14 protein-coding genes are annotated in these 15,777 nt (G+C 66.1%); 6 read left to right on the top strand and 8 right to left on the bottom strand.

Annotated features, from left to right (window positions below; genetic code table 11):
* Positions 1-84: 84 nt before the first annotated feature.
* A complete protein-coding gene (locus tag LQR33_RS15875; protein WP_231469653.1) occupies positions 85-1,059 on the bottom strand; it encodes a quinone oxidoreductase family protein in 975 nt (324 codons plus the stop codon).
* A gap of 79 nt (positions 1,060-1,138) precedes the next feature.
* Entirely contained in the window at positions 1,139-1,720 is a 582-nt protein-coding gene (locus LQR33_RS15870; RefSeq protein ID WP_231469652.1) for a YqiA/YcfP family alpha/beta fold hydrolase, read from the bottom strand.
* Between the two features lie 184 nt (positions 1,721-1,904).
* On the opposite strand from LQR33_RS15870, the gene LQR33_RS15865 reads away from it, so the two are divergent.
* From LQR33_RS15865 to LQR33_RS15855, 3 genes are all read left to right on the top strand, one after another.
* A complete protein-coding gene (locus tag LQR33_RS15865) occupies positions 1,905-2,312 on the top strand; it encodes a hypothetical protein (RefSeq protein ID WP_021479193.1) in 408 nt (135 codons plus the stop codon).
* Positions 2,313-2,403: 91 nt separating this feature from the next.
* Positions 2,404-2,859, top strand: coding sequence for a MarR family winged helix-turn-helix transcriptional regulator (locus LQR33_RS15860; protein ID WP_021479192.1), 456 nt, complete (start codon positions 2,404-2,406; stop codon positions 2,857-2,859).
* Between the two features lie 86 nt (positions 2,860-2,945).
* On the top strand, positions 2,946-3,374 hold the full coding sequence (locus LQR33_RS15855; RefSeq protein WP_166438725.1) for an organic hydroperoxide resistance protein: 429 nt from the start codon (positions 2,946-2,948) through the stop codon (positions 3,372-3,374).
* 69 nt (positions 3,375-3,443) lie between these two features.
* Here the strand turns inward: LQR33_RS15855 and LQR33_RS15850 are convergent, their stop codons facing one another.
* The 5 genes from LQR33_RS15850 to LQR33_RS15830 all read right to left on the bottom strand — a co-directional run bounded on the left by LQR33_RS15850 (position 3,444) and on the right by LQR33_RS15830 (position 10,553).
* Positions 3,444-4,961, bottom strand: coding sequence for a sensor domain-containing diguanylate cyclase (locus LQR33_RS15850; protein ID WP_021479190.1), 1,518 nt, complete (start codon positions 4,959-4,961; stop codon positions 3,444-3,446).
* Between the two features lie 106 nt (positions 4,962-5,067).
* A complete protein-coding gene (locus LQR33_RS15845) occupies positions 5,068-5,793 on the bottom strand; it encodes a LytR/AlgR family response regulator transcription factor (RefSeq protein ID WP_021479189.1) in 726 nt (241 codons plus the stop codon).
* A complete protein-coding gene (locus tag LQR33_RS15840) occupies positions 5,781-7,493 on the bottom strand; it encodes a response regulator (protein WP_231469650.1) in 1,713 nt (570 codons plus the stop codon). Before LQR33_RS15840 ends, LQR33_RS15845 begins: the two co-directional genes overlap by 13 nt.
* Positions 7,494-7,558: 65 nt before the next feature.
* Positions 7,559-9,700 (bottom strand): UvrD-helicase domain-containing protein, encoded by a 2,142-nt coding sequence (locus LQR33_RS15835; RefSeq protein WP_221665480.1) that lies wholly within the window; start codon positions 9,698-9,700, stop codon positions 7,559-7,561.
* 97 nt (positions 9,701-9,797) lie between these two features.
* The gene (locus tag LQR33_RS15830; protein WP_166438727.1) at positions 9,798-10,553 is read right to left on the bottom strand and encodes a substrate-binding periplasmic protein; all 756 of its coding nucleotides are present in this window, start codon (positions 10,551-10,553) and stop codon (positions 9,798-9,800) included.
* Positions 10,554-10,676: 123 nt separating this feature from the next.
* On the opposite strand from LQR33_RS15830, the gene metH reads away from it, so the two are divergent.
* The 3 genes from metH to LQR33_RS15815 are packed head-to-tail and all read left to right on the top strand — an operon-like array spanning position 10,677 to position 15,331.
* Complete coding sequence (metH, locus tag LQR33_RS15825; RefSeq protein ID WP_231469648.1) at positions 10,677-14,390, top strand: methionine synthase; 3,714 nt, start codon at positions 10,677-10,679, stop codon at positions 14,388-14,390.
* 12 nt (positions 14,391-14,402) lie between these two features.
* A complete protein-coding gene (locus LQR33_RS15820; protein ID WP_221667538.1) occupies positions 14,403-14,906 on the top strand; it encodes a DUF2878 family protein in 504 nt (167 codons plus the stop codon).
* Complete coding sequence (locus LQR33_RS15815; protein ID WP_166438730.1) at positions 14,903-15,331, top strand: hypothetical protein; 429 nt, start codon at positions 14,903-14,905, stop codon at positions 15,329-15,331. Before LQR33_RS15820 ends, LQR33_RS15815 begins: the two co-directional genes overlap by 4 nt.
* Before the next feature lie 43 nt (positions 15,332-15,374).
* Here LQR33_RS15815 and LQR33_RS15810 read toward each other — a convergent pair.
* A partial coding sequence (locus LQR33_RS15810) for a hypothetical protein (RefSeq protein WP_231469646.1) occupies positions 15,375-15,777 on the bottom strand: 403 nt, incomplete at its 5' end.

The raw sequence follows: 15,777 nt of genomic DNA, 5'->3' as shown, positions 1-15,777 counted from the left end.
GCTGACGACGCCGCCTGCGGTGCCGACCGCCGCCGCGACGGCTGCGGCCGGCCGCCGCTGCCGCTGGACGAATAGCGCCCGCAATCAGGGCAGCAGGATGACGGAACCGGTGGTGCGGCGGGCTTCCAGATCGCGGTGCGCCTGCGCGGCCTCCGCCAGCGGATAGCGGTGCGACGGCGCGAGCTTGACCGTGCCGTCCCGCAAGCGGCGGAACAGCGCGTCGGACGAGGCTTCCAGCTCGGCGCGGGTGGCGATGTAATCGCCCAGCCTGGGCCGGGTCAGGAACAGCGAGCCGCGCTTGGTCAATTCCAGCGGCGCCAGCGCCGGCACCGGTCCGGAGGCGTTGCCGAACGTCACCATCATGCCGCGTGGGCTCAGGCTGTTCAGCGAGGCCTCGAAGGTATCCTTGCCCACCGAATCGAACGCCACCGGCACGCCCTTGCCGCCGGTGATCGCGCGCACCCGCGCCGCCACGTCTTCCTCGCGGTACAGGATCACGTGGGCGGCGCCCAGGTTGCGGGCGATCTCCGCCTTGGCTTCAGAACCCACGGTGGCGATGACATGGACGCCCATCGCCGACAGCCACTGCAGCGCGATCTGGCCGACGCCGCCGGCGGCGGCGTGCCACAGCACGGTCTGGCCCGGCTGCACCGGGAAAGTGCGCTGCACCAGATATTCGACAGTCATCCCCTGCAGCATCGCGCAGGCGGCGGTTTCATCGGACACGCCGTCCGGCAGCTTGACCAGGTGTTCGGCTGAGATCAGCCGTTCGGTCGAATAGGCGCCCAACGGGCCGCCGGCATAGGCGACGCGGTCGCCGGGCGCGAGTCCGGCCACGCCCTCTCCCACCGCTTCCACTACGCCGGCGGCTTCGCTGCCCAGGCCGCTGGGAAGCGGCAGCGGATACAGGCCGCTGCGCTGGTAGGTGTCGATGAAATTGACGCCGATCGCGGTATGGCGCACCCGCGCCTGGCCGGGACCGGGCGGGCCGATTTCCGCATTCTGCAGGCGCAGCACTTCCGGGCCGCCGGTTTCGGCGAAAACGATAGCTTGGCTCATGGCGTTTCCTTTGCGAGTGGATGGCACAGTCTGCGCCGGGCCGCGCCGAGCCGGCAAGCGGGGGCGGCTCGACAGGCAGTCAAGCCTGGCTGGACAGTCGCCCCCGCGCCCAGGCGACCACCTCCGGCAATACCTTGGGCCAGTTGTTCAGCCGGTGGTCGTCGCCGTTGAATACAGCCTGCCGGCTGTGGCGGTAATGGACGGCCGCTTCGCGCCAATCCAGCGTCTCGTCGCGGCTGCCCAGCAACAGCCAGTAGCGGCCGGCCGTCGGCGCCGCCACCCTTTGCGACAGCAGGGCCCGCAAGTCGTCGTCCCCCAGCGTGTAGGCCTCGCCGGTGTAGGGGTTGGTCTGTTCGCCGCGAAAGCGCTCCAGATCCCGGTCCGGGCGCACCGCGGGATTGATCAGCGCGGCGGGGCGGCCGCGCAGCTCGGCCAAATGGGTGGCGTAGAAGCCGCCCAGCGAACTGCCGATCAGCAAGGTGTCGGCCGGTAGGCCGGACACCAGTTCGTCTGCTTGGCGGATCGCTTCGGCCGGATGCGGCGACAGCTGCGGGCAGTGCAGGACGATGTCGGGCGCGTGCTGGCGCAGCCAGGCCGCCGTTTCGCCCGCTTTCAGCGATTGCGGGCCGGAGTTGAAGCCATGGAGATAAACGATGTGCATGATGGACGCCGGTGTGAAGTGTCTCGATGGTACGACGCCGGCCGATGTTTGTCTTGGCTGCAAGTGCTTAATTTCGTTGTAAATCTCGAGTAAAAGCTTGCAACCAGAGGCGATGAGCCATTGTCATGCCAGTGGGTGCAATGCTCAAATAGCCGCAAAATCCAATTACAAGAGGAGAACCACAATGACCACCCTTCCGGTAGGCGGCCCCACCGTTGCTCCGCATTCGCTGGAAAGCCTGATCGTCGCCTGCGGCTACCTGCAGCACAGCGCGCTGCTGTTCGCCGAGGACATCAACGACGACCTGGCGCTGATCCGCTCCGGCTTTTGCCCGCGCCACCAGGTGCAACTGGACGCGCTGGGCGACATGCGGGTCAGCCAGGAAGTGCACGAGGAAGTGGACGCGTTGCTGCAGGACAGCCATACCCTGCGTTTCGCGCTGCACGAGATGCTGATGCAGTTCGGCCCCGCGGTGTGCAACGATCCGCTGGCGCGCGTCATCTTGCAGGGCGTGCGCAGCCTGGGAGATTGGCACCAAGTATGCCGCTCGCTGGCCGATCTGGGACGCGGCCCGGTGCGGGTGGCCGCCTGATCGCGGTTGCGCGCCCGCCTGAGGCGGGCGCATCGAGTTTTGGCGGAGAAAATTGCTTGCAATTAAATAGTGCGCTATTTAATATGCGGACATGGAGCAAGAAAACATTTGTCCGCCGCCGGACTCGCTGCTGAAGCTGGACCAGCAACTCTGTTTCGCGCTGTACTCCGCCTCGCTGGCGATGAACAAGGTGTACCGCGACAACCTGAAGCCGCTGGGCGTCACGTATCCGCAGTATCTGGTATTGCTGGTGTTGTGGGAACAGGACGAGCGCTCGGTGTCCGACATCGGCGAGCGGCTGTATCTGGATTCGGCGACGCTGACGCCGCTGCTGAAGCGGATGGAGGCGGCCGGCTGGCTGGAGCGCAGGCGGCTGCCCAGCGACGAGAGGGTGGTGGTGGTCAAGCTGACCGAAGCCGGACGCGCGCTGCGCGGGCAGGCGGAGCGGATTCCGTTGCAGCTGTTGTGCCGCAGCGGCCTGCAGCTGGATCAGATCGCCGGCTTGCGGCAATCGCTGTGCGATTTGCGGGACCAGCTGCTGCAATGAACCCGTCAGGGTTTTGATAATTAAATAGTGCACTATTTAATAGCATATTATTTTAATCGTAACGGCGACACGCCAAGGAGAGCCAGATGAATCCTCTGCAGAAAGTACTGTATACCGCCGAAGCCACCGCCACCGGAGGCCGCGACGGGCGGGCCGAATCCAGCGACGGCGCGTTGGTGGCGAAGCTGAGCACCCCGCGCGAGCTGGGCGGCCTGGGCGGCGACGGCACCAATCCGGAGCAGCTGTTCGCGGCGGGCTATTCCGCCTGCTTCATCGGCGCGCTCAAGGTGGCCGCGCAGCAGGCCGGCGTGCGGCTGCCGGCCGAGGTGTCGGTGACCGGCAAGGTGTCGATCGGGCCGATCGCCCACGGCTTCGGCATCGCCGCCAAGCTGGCGGTGTCGCTGCCGGGCGTCGAACGCGAGGCAGCTCTGAAGCTGATCGAAGCCGCGCACGGCATCTGCCCCTATTCCAACGCCACCCGCGGCAATATCGAAGTGGAGCTGACGCTGGCGTAATCCGGCGCCGGAATGCGAACGCGCCGCCCGGACTTGTTCCCGGCGGCGCGTTCGTCATGGCGGCGGGCGCTAGTCCACGGTTTCGGAATGGCGGTTGGGCGACTGCTTGTTGCCGTACATTTTGCGGTCGGCCACCGCCAGCAGCTCGTCTATCAGCAGGCCGTCTTCCGGGTAGTAGGCGATGCCGATGCTGACGCCGACTAGCACGCGGTGCTGGTCGATCTGGTAAGGCATCTGTATCGCCTGCTTCAGCCGCGCCGCCACCTTGTCCGCCTCGCGGTTGGACTCGATGTCTTCCATCAGGATCACGAATTCGTCTCCGCCGATGCGGGCGACGGTGTCTTCATTGCGGATCACGTCGCGGATGCGGGCGGCGATCAGTTGCAGCACCCGGTCGCCGACCATGTGGCCATAGGTGTCGTTGACCGGCTTGAAGCGGTCCAGGTCCAGGAACAGCAGGCCCAGACGCTTGCCGCTGCGGTCTATCCGGCTGATCGCGTGCTGCAGCCGGTCGTAGAACAGGTTGCGGTTGGCCAGGCCGGTGAGACGGTCGTGGTTGGCCAGGTGGAACAGCTGGCTTTCGCGCTGGCGGCGGCTGTCGCTGCTGCGCACGAAGCTGAAGCCGGCCAGGCCGATGCCCAGGCCAAGCAGCAGCGACAGCAGCATCCATACCGTCCATTCGAACAAGCCGATCTGCGCCCAGCCTTGCTGCCAACTCAGCGTCAGCCGCAGCGGCTGGCTGCCGCCGCCCAGCAACTGGCTGGTCTCCAGCCGCGGGAACAGCAATTTCTCCAACGCGCTGGGGTGGGCGCCGCCCAGGTGCAGCGCCTGGCCTTCCGGCGGACGCAAGGGGTCGTCGCGGTGGTGCAGGCTGACTTCCATGCCCGGCTGCAGCGCGATGTCGGTGGGCAGCAGCGAATCGGCGCGGACGAACAGCATCACGAAATGCTGGGGCAGCAGGCCGATCAACTGGTCGTCGAGGCGGTCGTCCACGCCGCGCAGCAACACATAGCCGGGGTCGCCCTGGGGCTGCAGCCGCAGCTGGCGCGACAGCGTGGCGCGGCCGCTGTTGATGCAGTCCTGCAGCGCCTCGCGCAGCCGCGGCTGCTGCCAGGCGTCCCTCCCGACCAGCCGCAGATTGGCCTGCGACTGCGGTTCGGCGTACATCAGCGGGAAGTAGGCGTCCTGTTCCGGCAGGCGGACGCTGCCGGCGAAACCGCGCAGCCGGTAAGCGGCGCCGTAATCGCGCTGCAGCGCGCGGTCGTAGCCGGCGACCTGTCCGGCCGGCACGCGCTCGATATGGGCCAGCGTGGTGATTTGCGGGTAGCGGCGCAGCAGCTGCGCGACGAAGGGGTGCTTCTGGCGATGTTCGGTGCGGTGGTCGATGCTGCTGAAGGTGGCGTAGCTGTCGAGTATGGTTTCATTGGCGAGCAGGCGCTGTTTCAATTGCTCGGTCAATTGCTGGAGCTGGCTGTTGAATTGCTGTTCGGCGCCCAGCAGGGAGCGGCTGGCGATGGACAGGGCGGCAAGCGCGCTCAGTATCAGCCATAGGACGAGGCACCCAGCATAGACCAGTCTTGCGTGCATGTTAAAACCATCGACATATATTCAGCAGTGAACGATTCTATAAGAACAACGGGTCTATTTTTTAGCAATAAGCCGGGGAATGCCGGTTTTAAGTAGTAGTACGTAATCAATTGCCTACGCTCAGCGCGGCGCGCAGCGCATGGATCTGGCGGCGGCTGACCGGCAGCGGCGTCGGGATGTCGCGCAGTCTGACAATCCACTGTTCGTCGTCGCCGTCGTCGCCCCGGCACAGCTCCTGCACCGCGTGGCGCATCACCAGGCAGTTGCGGTGGATGCGCAGCGCCGATTCGCCCAGCCGCTGCTCCAGCGCCACCAGCGCGTCGTCCAGCAGATATTCGTTGTCGGAGGTGACCAGGGTGACGTATTTGAGCTCGGCCTTCAGGTAGCGCGCGTCGGCGAAAGGCACGTTGAGCAGGCGGCCGCGCTGGCGCACGGTGAAGCTGGGCTGCTGCCGGCCCTCGCGCCGCGCCTGGGCGCGTTGCAGAGCCTGTTCCAGCCGCTCGCGCCGCACCGGCTTGAGCAGATAGTCGGCGGCGTCCAGTTCGAAGGCTTCCACCGCGAAGTGATCGTGGGCGGTGCTGAACACCAGCGCCGGCGCCAGCGCCTGCTGCCGCAGCTGGCGGGCCAGAGCGATGCCGTCCAGGCCGGGCATGCTGATGTCCAGAAGCAGCACGTCGACCGGGTGGCGGGCCAGCCAGTCCAGCGCAGTCTTGCCGTCAGCGAGGCAATGGACCTCCTCGACGCCGCAATCGGCCAGCAGTTGGCGCAGCCGCTCGCAGGCCAGCGCCTCGTCGTCCACCACCAGCGCCCGCAGCGCGCTCACAGCGCCCATTGCGGCTTGTCCATCTTGTTCACCAGCGCGCGCCAGGAGTGCAGGATCTTCTGGAACTTGTTGTTGGTGGGCGCGATGTCGCGCACCTTGCCCAGCAGCTCGTAGGCGCGGCGCATATGGCTTTCGTGCCAGCCGTTCTGGCTGACGTAGGCCATCACCGCGTTGATCAGGTTGAGCATGATCTGCACGTTGTGCGGCATTTCGTCCAGCGCCTTGACGAAGCGGTCGATCGCCGCGTCGAACTGGCCGGACTGCGCTTCGCGCACCGCCTGGTTGTTCAGCTCCAGCACCGATTTGACGTTCTGCGCGATCAGTTGGCGGCCGGCCTGTCCCAGGCCGATCTCCTCGAACATGTCGCCGAAGTGGGCCAACATGTCCTCGTCGTCGTGGTGGTTGCGCACCAGGTATTCCATCACGTCGTTGCCTTGGCTGTCCCGTCCCTGCTGGTAGCAGGCGCGCGCGTACTCCAGCTGCGATTCCTGATCCAGCTTGGGGGCCAGCTGCTTGAAGCGCTCGCCGGCGGCCAGCAGCAGTTCGCGGGCCTTGTCGGCGTTGCCGTTCTTGGTCTGCAGCTGGCTGTCCATCACGCCGGCCAGCCACTCGCCTTCCTCGTTGTAGCGGTAGTCGTGGCGCAGGCTGGCCAGCGTGCGGGCGGCGTTGCCGCTGTCGCCTCGGGCCAACTGGACCCGAAGCAGCGCCGCGTAATGGGTGGGGCTGCGGTGCCAGGAGTATTTGGCGATGTCCAGCGTCTGCTGGCAGGCGGTCTCGGCGGTGGCGAGGTCGTGGTTGAGCAGCGCGATCTGGGCCAGCTGCTGCTGGCGGCGGAACACCACCGGCGACATTTCGGTCGCGGTCTGCAGCGTGTGCTGGGCGCGGCCCAGGTCGTGGCCGCGGTAGAGCCGGGCCAGCCAGTCGTAGGCTTCCATCACCTGGTTGTTGTCGGCCAGCACCGCCTCGAACAGCAGCCGCGCCTCGTCGTGGGACTTCAGCCCGGCCAGCGATTTGGCCAGCCCCATCTTGGCCCAGGTGGAGGGGCGGACGCGCAGCGCCTGCATATAGGCGTCGCGGGCGGTGTCGAAGTCGTTGATCTTCAGCGCCAGCGAGCCTCTCAGCCGCATGAAGTCGAGCGCGAACTCGCCGTTTTCCTCGATCTTGAGGCCGCAGGTTTCGATGGCGGACAGGTATTCGTGGCGCAGCACGCTCTCGTCCACCAGCCGAAGGGCCTCGCGCTTGCGCATCGCCCGCTCCAGTCGGTCGCGCAGCACCTCGCCGGTGAACGGCTTGAGCAGGTAGTCGTCGGGCGTCAGTTCGGCGGCGGAGATCACCCGCTGCGCGCGGCGTTCGCCGGTGACGATCATGAACACGCAGGACTGCTTGAGCAGGTTGCGCTCCCGGATCTCCTCGAACAGATAGAGTCCGTCGTAGCCGTTGCCCAGATCGTAGTCGCACAGCACCACGTCGAACTCGTACTTGGCCATCTTCGCCAGCGCGTCGCTGGCCTTGGCCGCGTATTCGACCGAGTTGGCGCCGAACGACGACAGGGTCATCGCCAATGCGCGCTGCATCTGCGGCAGGCTGTCTATGATCAAAAACAGCCGCTTGGCGTAGGGATCGTCGAAGGCGGCGCTGCGGGTCGGTGCCGCCTTGACGTGGTGCACCGGCGCGGGCGCCGCTGCCGGGGAGGGAGTGGTTTCGCTCATGACGCCTCGTCGGCTCGCTGTCCTGTGGTTGCGGATCGCAGTGTCGGCGGCGCGCGCGTCCCGGCTCAGGCCGGGCTCAGTTTCGCATAGCGCATGTCCAGCCATTTGACGCCGTGTTCGGCGAAGTTGATTTGCAGCCGCACATCCTCCCCGTTGCCTTCGGCGTCTATCACCACGCCGATGCCGAACTTGGCGTGGCTGACCGCCTGGCCGATGGACAGGCCGTAGGCGTTTTCCGCCTGCCGGCGCGGCATGGCGGCGGCGCGACGCGCCTGCTGCGGCGCAACGGGTGCTTTCACTGTAGCAGACAGCGAATGGATCAGTTCGGCTGGAATCTCGTCGATGAAGCGCGACGGGATCGGATAACGGCTCTGGCCGTGCAGCATCCGGCTCTGTGCGCTGGACAGATACAGCCGCTTGCGGGCGCGGGTGATGGCCACGTACATCAGCCGGCGCTCTTCCTGCAGGCCCTTGCCGTCCATCACGCTGTTCTCGTGCGGGAACAGGCCTTCTTCCAGGCCGCTGACGAATACGGCGTCGAACTCCAGGCCCTTGGCCGCGTGCACCGTCATCAGCTGCAGCGCATCGCTGCCGGCGTCGGCCTGGTGCTCGCCGGCCTCCAGGCTGGCGGCGGACAGGAATTCGGTCAGCGCCTGCTCCGGCTGGTCGGGCATGAAGCTGGCGGCGGCGTTGACCAGTTCGTCCAGGTTGGCCAGCCGCTCCTCGCCGTCTTTCTTGTCCTGCTCGTACATGTCGCGCAGGCCGCTGCGGTCGATGACCAGGCTGATGGTTTCGGCCAGGCTGAAGTCGCGGCTTTGCTCGCGCAGCCGCTCGATCAGCAACACGAATTCGCCGATCTTGGCGGCGGTGCGGCCGCCGCCGCTTTGGCAGGCCGCCTGCCACAGCGTGACGCCCTGCTCGCGGCCGGCGGCCTGCAGGTTTTCCACGCTGCGCGCGCCGATGCCGCGCGCCGGCACGTTGATCACCCGCAACAGCGCGTTGTCGTCGTCCGGATTGGCGACCAGCCTGAGGTAGGCCAGCGCGTGCTTGATTTCCTGGCGTTCGAAGAAGCGCAGGCCGCCGTAGATCCGGTACGGAATCTGGGCGTTGACCAGCACGTGCTCCAACAGCCGCGATTGGGCGTTGGAGCGGTACAGCACCGCCATGTCGGACAGCGCCAGGCCTTCGCGGTGCAGGCTCTTGACCTCATCGATGATGAATTCTGCCTCGTCGCCGTCGCTGCCGGCCTGGTAGAAGCGGATTTTTTCCCCCTCGCCGGCGTCGGTCCACAGGTTCTTGCCCAGCCGGCCGTCGTTCCGCTCGATCAGCGCGTTGGCGGCGTTGAGGATATTGCCCATCGAGCGGTAGTTTTGCTCCAGCCGCACCGGCTCGGCCACGCGGAAGTCGGACAGCAGCGCGCGCATATTGCCCACTTCGGCGCCGCGGAAGGCGTAGATGCTCTGGTCGTCGTCGCCGACGGCGAACAGCGCGCCGTGCTCGCCGGCCAGCAGTTTCAGCCACGCGTATTGCAGGCGGTTGGTGTCCTGGAATTCATCCACCAGGATGTGGGCGAAGCGGCTGCTGTAATGCGCGCGCAGCGCCTCGTTGCGGGACAGCAGCTCGTAGCTTCTGAGCAGCAGCTCGGCGAAATCGACCACGCCCTCGCGCCGGCATTGGGCGTCATAGGCGGCGTACAGCTCCACCAGCTTGGCTTCGTACGGGTTCAGCGCCGGCGGCAGCGATTCGGCGCGCACGCCGGCTTCCTTGTTGCCGTTGATGAAGCTTTGCACCGCGCGCGGCGGGTATTTCTCGTCCGACAGCTCCAGGCTTTTCAGCAGGCGCTTGATCGCCGCCTGCTGGTCGGCGGAGTCGAGGATCTGGAAGGTTTGCGGCAGGCCGGCGTCCCGGTAGTGGATGCGCAGGAAGCGGTTGCACAGGCCGTGGAAGGTGCCGATCCACATATTGCGCACATTGACTGGCACCAGCGTCGACAGCCGCGTCTGCATTTCGCGCGAGGCCTTGTTGGTGAAGGTGACCGCCAGCACCCCGGCCGGCGAGGTTTGGCCGGTGGACAGCAGCCAAGCGATGCGGGTGGTGAGCACCCGGGTCTTGCCGCTGCCGGCGCCGGCCAGCACCAGCGCGCTCTTGGCGGGCCAGGTGACGGCGCGCAGTTGTTCGGGATTCAGGCCGGCTAACAGATCGCTCATGTCGGGACGCTTTTTCGCTGCAAAAACGCCATTTTAGCATGCGAGTCCGGCGTCCCGTCCCGGTTCGCCGGCGCGGAGGATCAGCCGGAAGCGGCGCTTATTCCTGCCACAGGTAGTGCGACATCAGCGTCTTTAGCCGGCCGCTCTTGTGCAGGCGGTCGATCGCGCGGTTCAACTGGTCCAGCTTCACCGGCGAGCGCTGCGACAGCGCGCACATCGTCGGCTGCGACGACACCACCAGCGGATGGATCTTGAAGCTGGCCGCCTCCTGGGCATGGCCGCGGGCCCACCAGACATAGGTCAGCTCGGTGACGATGGCCACGTCGCTCAGCCGTTTCTCCAGCGATTTGGGCAGCAGGTCAAAGCGGGCCTCCGTGACGCGCTCGCTGCGGTTGCCGGACCACAGGTATTCCAGCGATGGATAATGGTAGCCGTGGATGGTGCCGATGCGCTTGCCGGCCAGATCGTCCAGCTGCCGCAGCGGCGGTTGGCCTTTTAGAGACAGCATGCGCTCGGTCAACGGATAGATTTCATGGCTCCAATTGAGGCGGGCGGAATTGGCGAACCAATCCGGGTTGGCATTGCAGATGATGTCCACTTTGCCGGTCTCTATCGAGGGCTCCACCCGCCGCCGCGCCAGCAGCGCGAACTGCGGCTTCATGCCCATCTCGTCGGCCAGCAGCGCGCCCAGGTCGCGGGCCAGGCCGCCGGTCAAGGCATTGCCGTCTTCGGACAGCACGGCGATCGGCGCCGCGTCTGTATCCGACACCCCGATCCGCAATGGCGCCGGCTCCGCTTGGGCCATCGAGGAAAATAAGCACAACAACAGCCATTTCTTATGCAAACTGGCCATATGGGTATTCTCTCAATATTCTATTGCCGGAAGACGGAGTCATCGAACGACGATGTTAAGATGGATTGAAGCCAACCGGCACCAGCGTTTGTTTTCGTTTTAGACAAAATACCAGCCACCGCCATGACAAAGCCATTCCTTCATCCTGTTTATCAGCAGTTATCGCAACGCATCCTGATCCTGGATGGGGGCATGGGCACCATGATCCAGCGCCACCAACTGGACGAGGCCGATTACCGCGGCGAACGCTTCGCGGACTGGCGCTGCGACGTCAAGGGCAACAACGACCTGCTGGTGTTGACCCGCCCCGATGTGATCGCCGGCATCCACCAGGCCTATCTGGACGCTGGCGCCGACATCGTCGAAACCAACACCTTCAACGCCACCTCGATCGCGATGGCCGATTACCAGATGGAAACGCTGGTGTGGGAGATCAACCGCGAGGCGGCCCGGCTGGTGAAGGAACTGTGCGCGGCGGAAACCGTGAAGAATCCGGCCAAGCCCAGATACTGCGCCGGCGTGCTGGGACCCACCAACCGCACCTGTTCGATCAGCCCCGACGTCAACGATCCCGGCTACCGCAACGTCAGCTTCGACGCGCTGGTGGAGAGTTACACCGAGGCGATAGACGGCCTGGTGGCCGGCGGCGCCGACCTGCTGTTGGTGGAGACCATCTTCGACACGCTGAACGCCAAGGCGGCGGTGTTCGCCATCCACAAATATTTTGATGAGCGGCCGGCCATCGCCCGCCTGCCCATCATGATTTCCGGCACCATCACCGACCAGTCCGGCCGCACGCTGACCGGGCAGACCACCGAGGCCTTCTACAACTCCTTGTCCCACGCCGACGCCGCCAGCTTCGGCCTCAACTGCGCGCTGGGGCCCGACCTGTTGCGGCCCTACGTGGAAGAGATGGCCCGGGTGTCGTCCACTTACGTGTCGGTGCATGCCAACGCCGGCCTGCCCAACGCCTTCGGCGGCTACGACCTTGAGCCGGCGAAGATGGGCGAGTACGTGCGCGAGTGGGCCGAGAGCGGGCTGATCAATATCGTCGGCGGCTGTTGCGGCACCACGCCGGAGCACATCGCCGCCATCGCCCGCGCGGTGGACGGCGTCGCGCCGCGCGCGCTGCCGCAGATCGAGGCCAAGTGCCGCTTGTCCGGCCTGGAGCCGTTCAACATCGGCGACGAAGACCTGTTCGTCAACGTCGGCGAGCGCACCAACGTCACCGGCAGCCGCGCTTTCGCCAAGCTGATCCTCAACGGCGACTACGCCACCGCGCTGGACGTGGCGCGGCAGCAGGTGGAGAACGGCGCCCAAGTCATCGACATCAATATGGACGAGGGCATGCTGGACGCCCACGCCGCGATGGTGCGCTTCCTGAACCTGATCGCATCGGAGCCGGACATCGCCCGCGTGCCGATCATGATCGACAGCTCGAAGTGGGAGGTGATCGAGGCCGGCCTGAAATGCATCCAGGGCAAGGGCATCGTCAACTCGATCTCGATGAAGGAGGGCAAGGAGAAGTTCGTCGAGCAGGCGCGGCTGATCCGCCGCTACGGCGCGGCGGTGATCGTGATGGCCTTCGACGAGACCGGCCAGGCAGACACCTACGCCCGCAAAATCGAGATTTGCGACCACAGCTACCGCATCCTGGTGGACGAGGTGGGCTTCCCGCCGGAAGACATCATCTTCGATCCCAATATCTTCGCCGTCGCCACCGGCATCGACGAGCACGCCCGCTACGGCCTGGACTTCATCGAGGCCACCGGCTGGATCAAGCAGCACCTGCCGCACGCCAAGATCTCCGGCGGCGTGTCCAACGTCAGCTTCAGCTTCCGCGGCAACAACAAGGTGCGCGAGGCCATCCACGCGGTATTCCTTTACCACGCCATCCAGCGCGGCATGACCATGGGCATCGTCAACGCCGGCGCGCTGGAGGTGTACGACGAGGTCGACGCCGAACTGCGCGAGCGCATCGAGGACGTGGTGCTGATGCGCCATCCCAAGGACGGCGGCGATGTCACTGAGCGCCTGATCGAGCTGGCCGAGAAGTTCAAGGGCGAGGCCGTCGGCGAGAAAAAGGGTGAGGACCTGGCCTGGCGCGGCTGGCCGGTGGAAAAACGGCTGGAGCACGCGCTGGTCAAGGGCATCACCACCTTTATCGTCGAAGACACCGAAGAGGTGCGGCTGAAGAGCGAGCGGCCCATCCACGTGATCGAAGGCCCGCTGATGGACGGCATGAACGTGGTCGGCGATTTGTTCGGCGCCGGCAAGATGTTTCTGCCGCAGGTGGTGAAATCGGCGCGGGTGATGAAGGCCGCCGTCGCCCACCTGGAGCCGTTCATCGAGGAAGAGAAAATCCGACTGGGTCTGGCCGACGCGCCGGCCAAGGGCATCATCATCATGGCCACGGTCAAAGGCGATGTGCACGATATCGGCAAGAACATCGTCGGCGTGGTGTTGCGCTGCAACAACTACAAGGTGATCGACCTGGGCGTGATGGTGCCGTGCCAGAAGATTCTGGACGCCGCCATCGAGCACAAGGCCGACATCATCGGCCTGTCCGGCCTGATCACCCCCAGCCTGGAAGAAATGAGCCACGTCGCCAAGGAGATGCAGCGGCTGGATCACGCGGTGCCGCTGCTGATCGGCGGCGCCACCACCTCCAAGGTGCATACCGCGGTCAAGATCGCGCCGCATTACCGGCAACCGGTCATCTACGTGCCGGACGCCAGCCGCGCGGTTGGCGTCTGCTCCAACCTGCTGTCCGATACCCTGAAGGACGCCTTCGTCGCCGAAAACCTGGCCGAGCAGCAGCGCGCGCGCGAAGGCCACGCCAACAAGGCCAACCGCAAGGTGGTCAGCCTGGAGGCCGCGCGAGCCAACAAGGAAAAGGTAGACTGGGCCGATTACGTTCCGCCCAAGCCGCGATGGCTGGGCGTGCGCCGTTTCGAGAATTACTCCTTGGCCGAGATCGCGGCCTACATCGACTGGACGCCGTTTTTCCAGAGCTGGGAGCTGGCCGGCCGCTTCCCGCGGATCCTCGACGACGAGATCGTCGGCGAATCGGCGCGCGCGCTGTATGAAGACGCCCAAGTCATGCTGAAGCAGATCGTCGACGAGAACTGGCTGGCCGCCAACGCAGTGATCGGCCTGTTCCCGGCCAATAGCGTCAATGGCGACGACATCGAAATCCGCGATCCGGACAGCAACGCCAGCCTGATGACCTGGGTCGGCTTGCGCCAGCAACTGCCCAAGATGGACGGCAAGGCCAACTGGGCGCTGGCCGACTACATCGCGCCCCGGGACAGCGGCGTCGACGACTACATCGGCGCTTTCGCCGTCACCGCCGGCATCGGCATCGAGCCGCATGTGAAGCGCTTCGAGGACGCCAACGACGATTACTCGGCCATCCTGCTCAAAGCGCTGGCCGACCGCCTGGCCGAGGCTTTCGCCGAGCTGATGCACGCCCGGGTGCGGCGCGAGTTCTGGGGCTACGCCGCCGACGAGCATCTGGACAACGAGGCGCTGATAGACGAGCAGTACCGCGGCATCCGCCCCGCTCCCGGCTATCCGGCCTGCCCGGACCACACGGTGAAGACTGAGCTGTTCCAGCTGCTGGACGCGCCGGCCATCGGCATGACGCTGACCGAGGGCTACGCGATGCTGCCCACCGCCGCGGTGTCCGGCTTTTACTTCAGCCACCCCGCTTCGCGCTACTTCGGCGTCGGCAAGGTGGAGAAGGACCAGGTAACCAGTTACGCCGAGCGCCGCGGCGTCAGCATCGAGCAGGCCGAGCGCGATCTGGCGCCGAATCTGGGCTACGACGCCTAAGCCGCGCCAGCGATGAGGCCCTGGATCAAACCCGCGCTCGCCAGCCTCGCCTTCGGCGGCTGGTGGCTGCTGCTGACCGTGTGCCGCGACCGCTGGGTGATGGTGACGTTGGCCGCCACCCTGCTGTTGTGGGAGGCCCTGCCGCGCGGCCTGCGCGGGCGGGCGCTGCTGCTGGCCGGCATCGGCTGCCTGCTGGATCTGGCGCTGGCGGCCGCGGGTCTGCTGCGCTTCGTCGGCGTCGGCGCGCTGCCTTTGTGGATGATGGTGTGGTGGCTGGGTTTCGCCTGCTGGTGGGTGTGGCTGCTGCAGGCCTGGCGGCCGTCGCCGCGCTTGCTGATGATGTTGGGCGCGATCGCCGCGCCGCTGGCCCGCTACGCGGCGTTCAAGCTGCAGGCCTTGCAGCCCGGCGCGGCATGGTGGCTGCTGCTGCCCTTGCTGGCGCTGTCGTGGGGTTTGCTGCTGCCGCAAACGCTGAGGCTGGCCGGCCGCCTTCCAGCGGAGGCGAGGACGGAATGAAGCGGGCGATGCTGGGGATGGCGCTGCTGTGGTGCCTGCCCTGGTCGGCTTTGGCCGCGGTCGACAGCGAGACCCGCTGCTTCAGCGCCGACAACGGCGGCAAGCCGGTCCATTTGCAGTTCACTGTGGTCGGCGACGCGGACGCCGGCTGGCAGGCGGCCTATGTCCGTTATGGCAAGCGCGGCCGGCCGATCACGCTGGCATGGCTGGGCGGCGAACATGAAATGCTGGCCGAGGACCGGCCCTGGCAGTTCACCGACGAATGGCTGGAGATTGTCGATGGGAAAGTCCATGGCCGCTACACCACGGTCCATCAGGGCGCCCGCTACTACGGCTTCCATTACCGCGGTGTCGATGGCCGCGAAGTCGAATTTGCCGAGGATTTGGCCGCGCGGGACGCGTCGGGCCGACGCTGCGCATGGTAGCTGTGGATGGATTCTCTGCAGGGCGAGGCGCTGTGGATAACGCTCAGTTGATCGGTTCCAGATAGTCCAGCTGCGGAAAGCGCCGCGCCATTTCCTGGCGGATGCTGGTGCGCATCGCCTGCAGCCGTTCGCGTTCGCTGCCGTTGAACACTCCCGGCAGCACCGTCCAGATGTCGAAACGCACTTCCTGCTCCGATGCGAACCGGTATTTCAGCCGCACATCGGGCTGGCCGCCGCTGTAATCGCCATCATCCTGCCCGGGATCGCAGCGCACGCAGCGCAGCCGGTATTGCGCCGCCACCGCGCCCAGCGCCTCGATCACTTTGGCGCGGTCCAGCCGGGCGGCCGCAACGCGGGCGCGCACGCCGTATTGCTGGCTGTACGGAACGGCGGAGGCGGCGCAGGCCAGCGCCGCCGCCAGCGCCAAGGGCGGCGCCAACCAGCGG

Origin of the sequence: Chromobacterium piscinae, assembly GCF_021129175.1 — a bacterium.
Classification (GTDB): Bacteria; Pseudomonadota; Gammaproteobacteria; order Burkholderiales; family Chromobacteriaceae; genus Chromobacterium; species Chromobacterium piscinae.
This window is presented reverse-complemented; position numbering and strand designations above follow the sequence as displayed.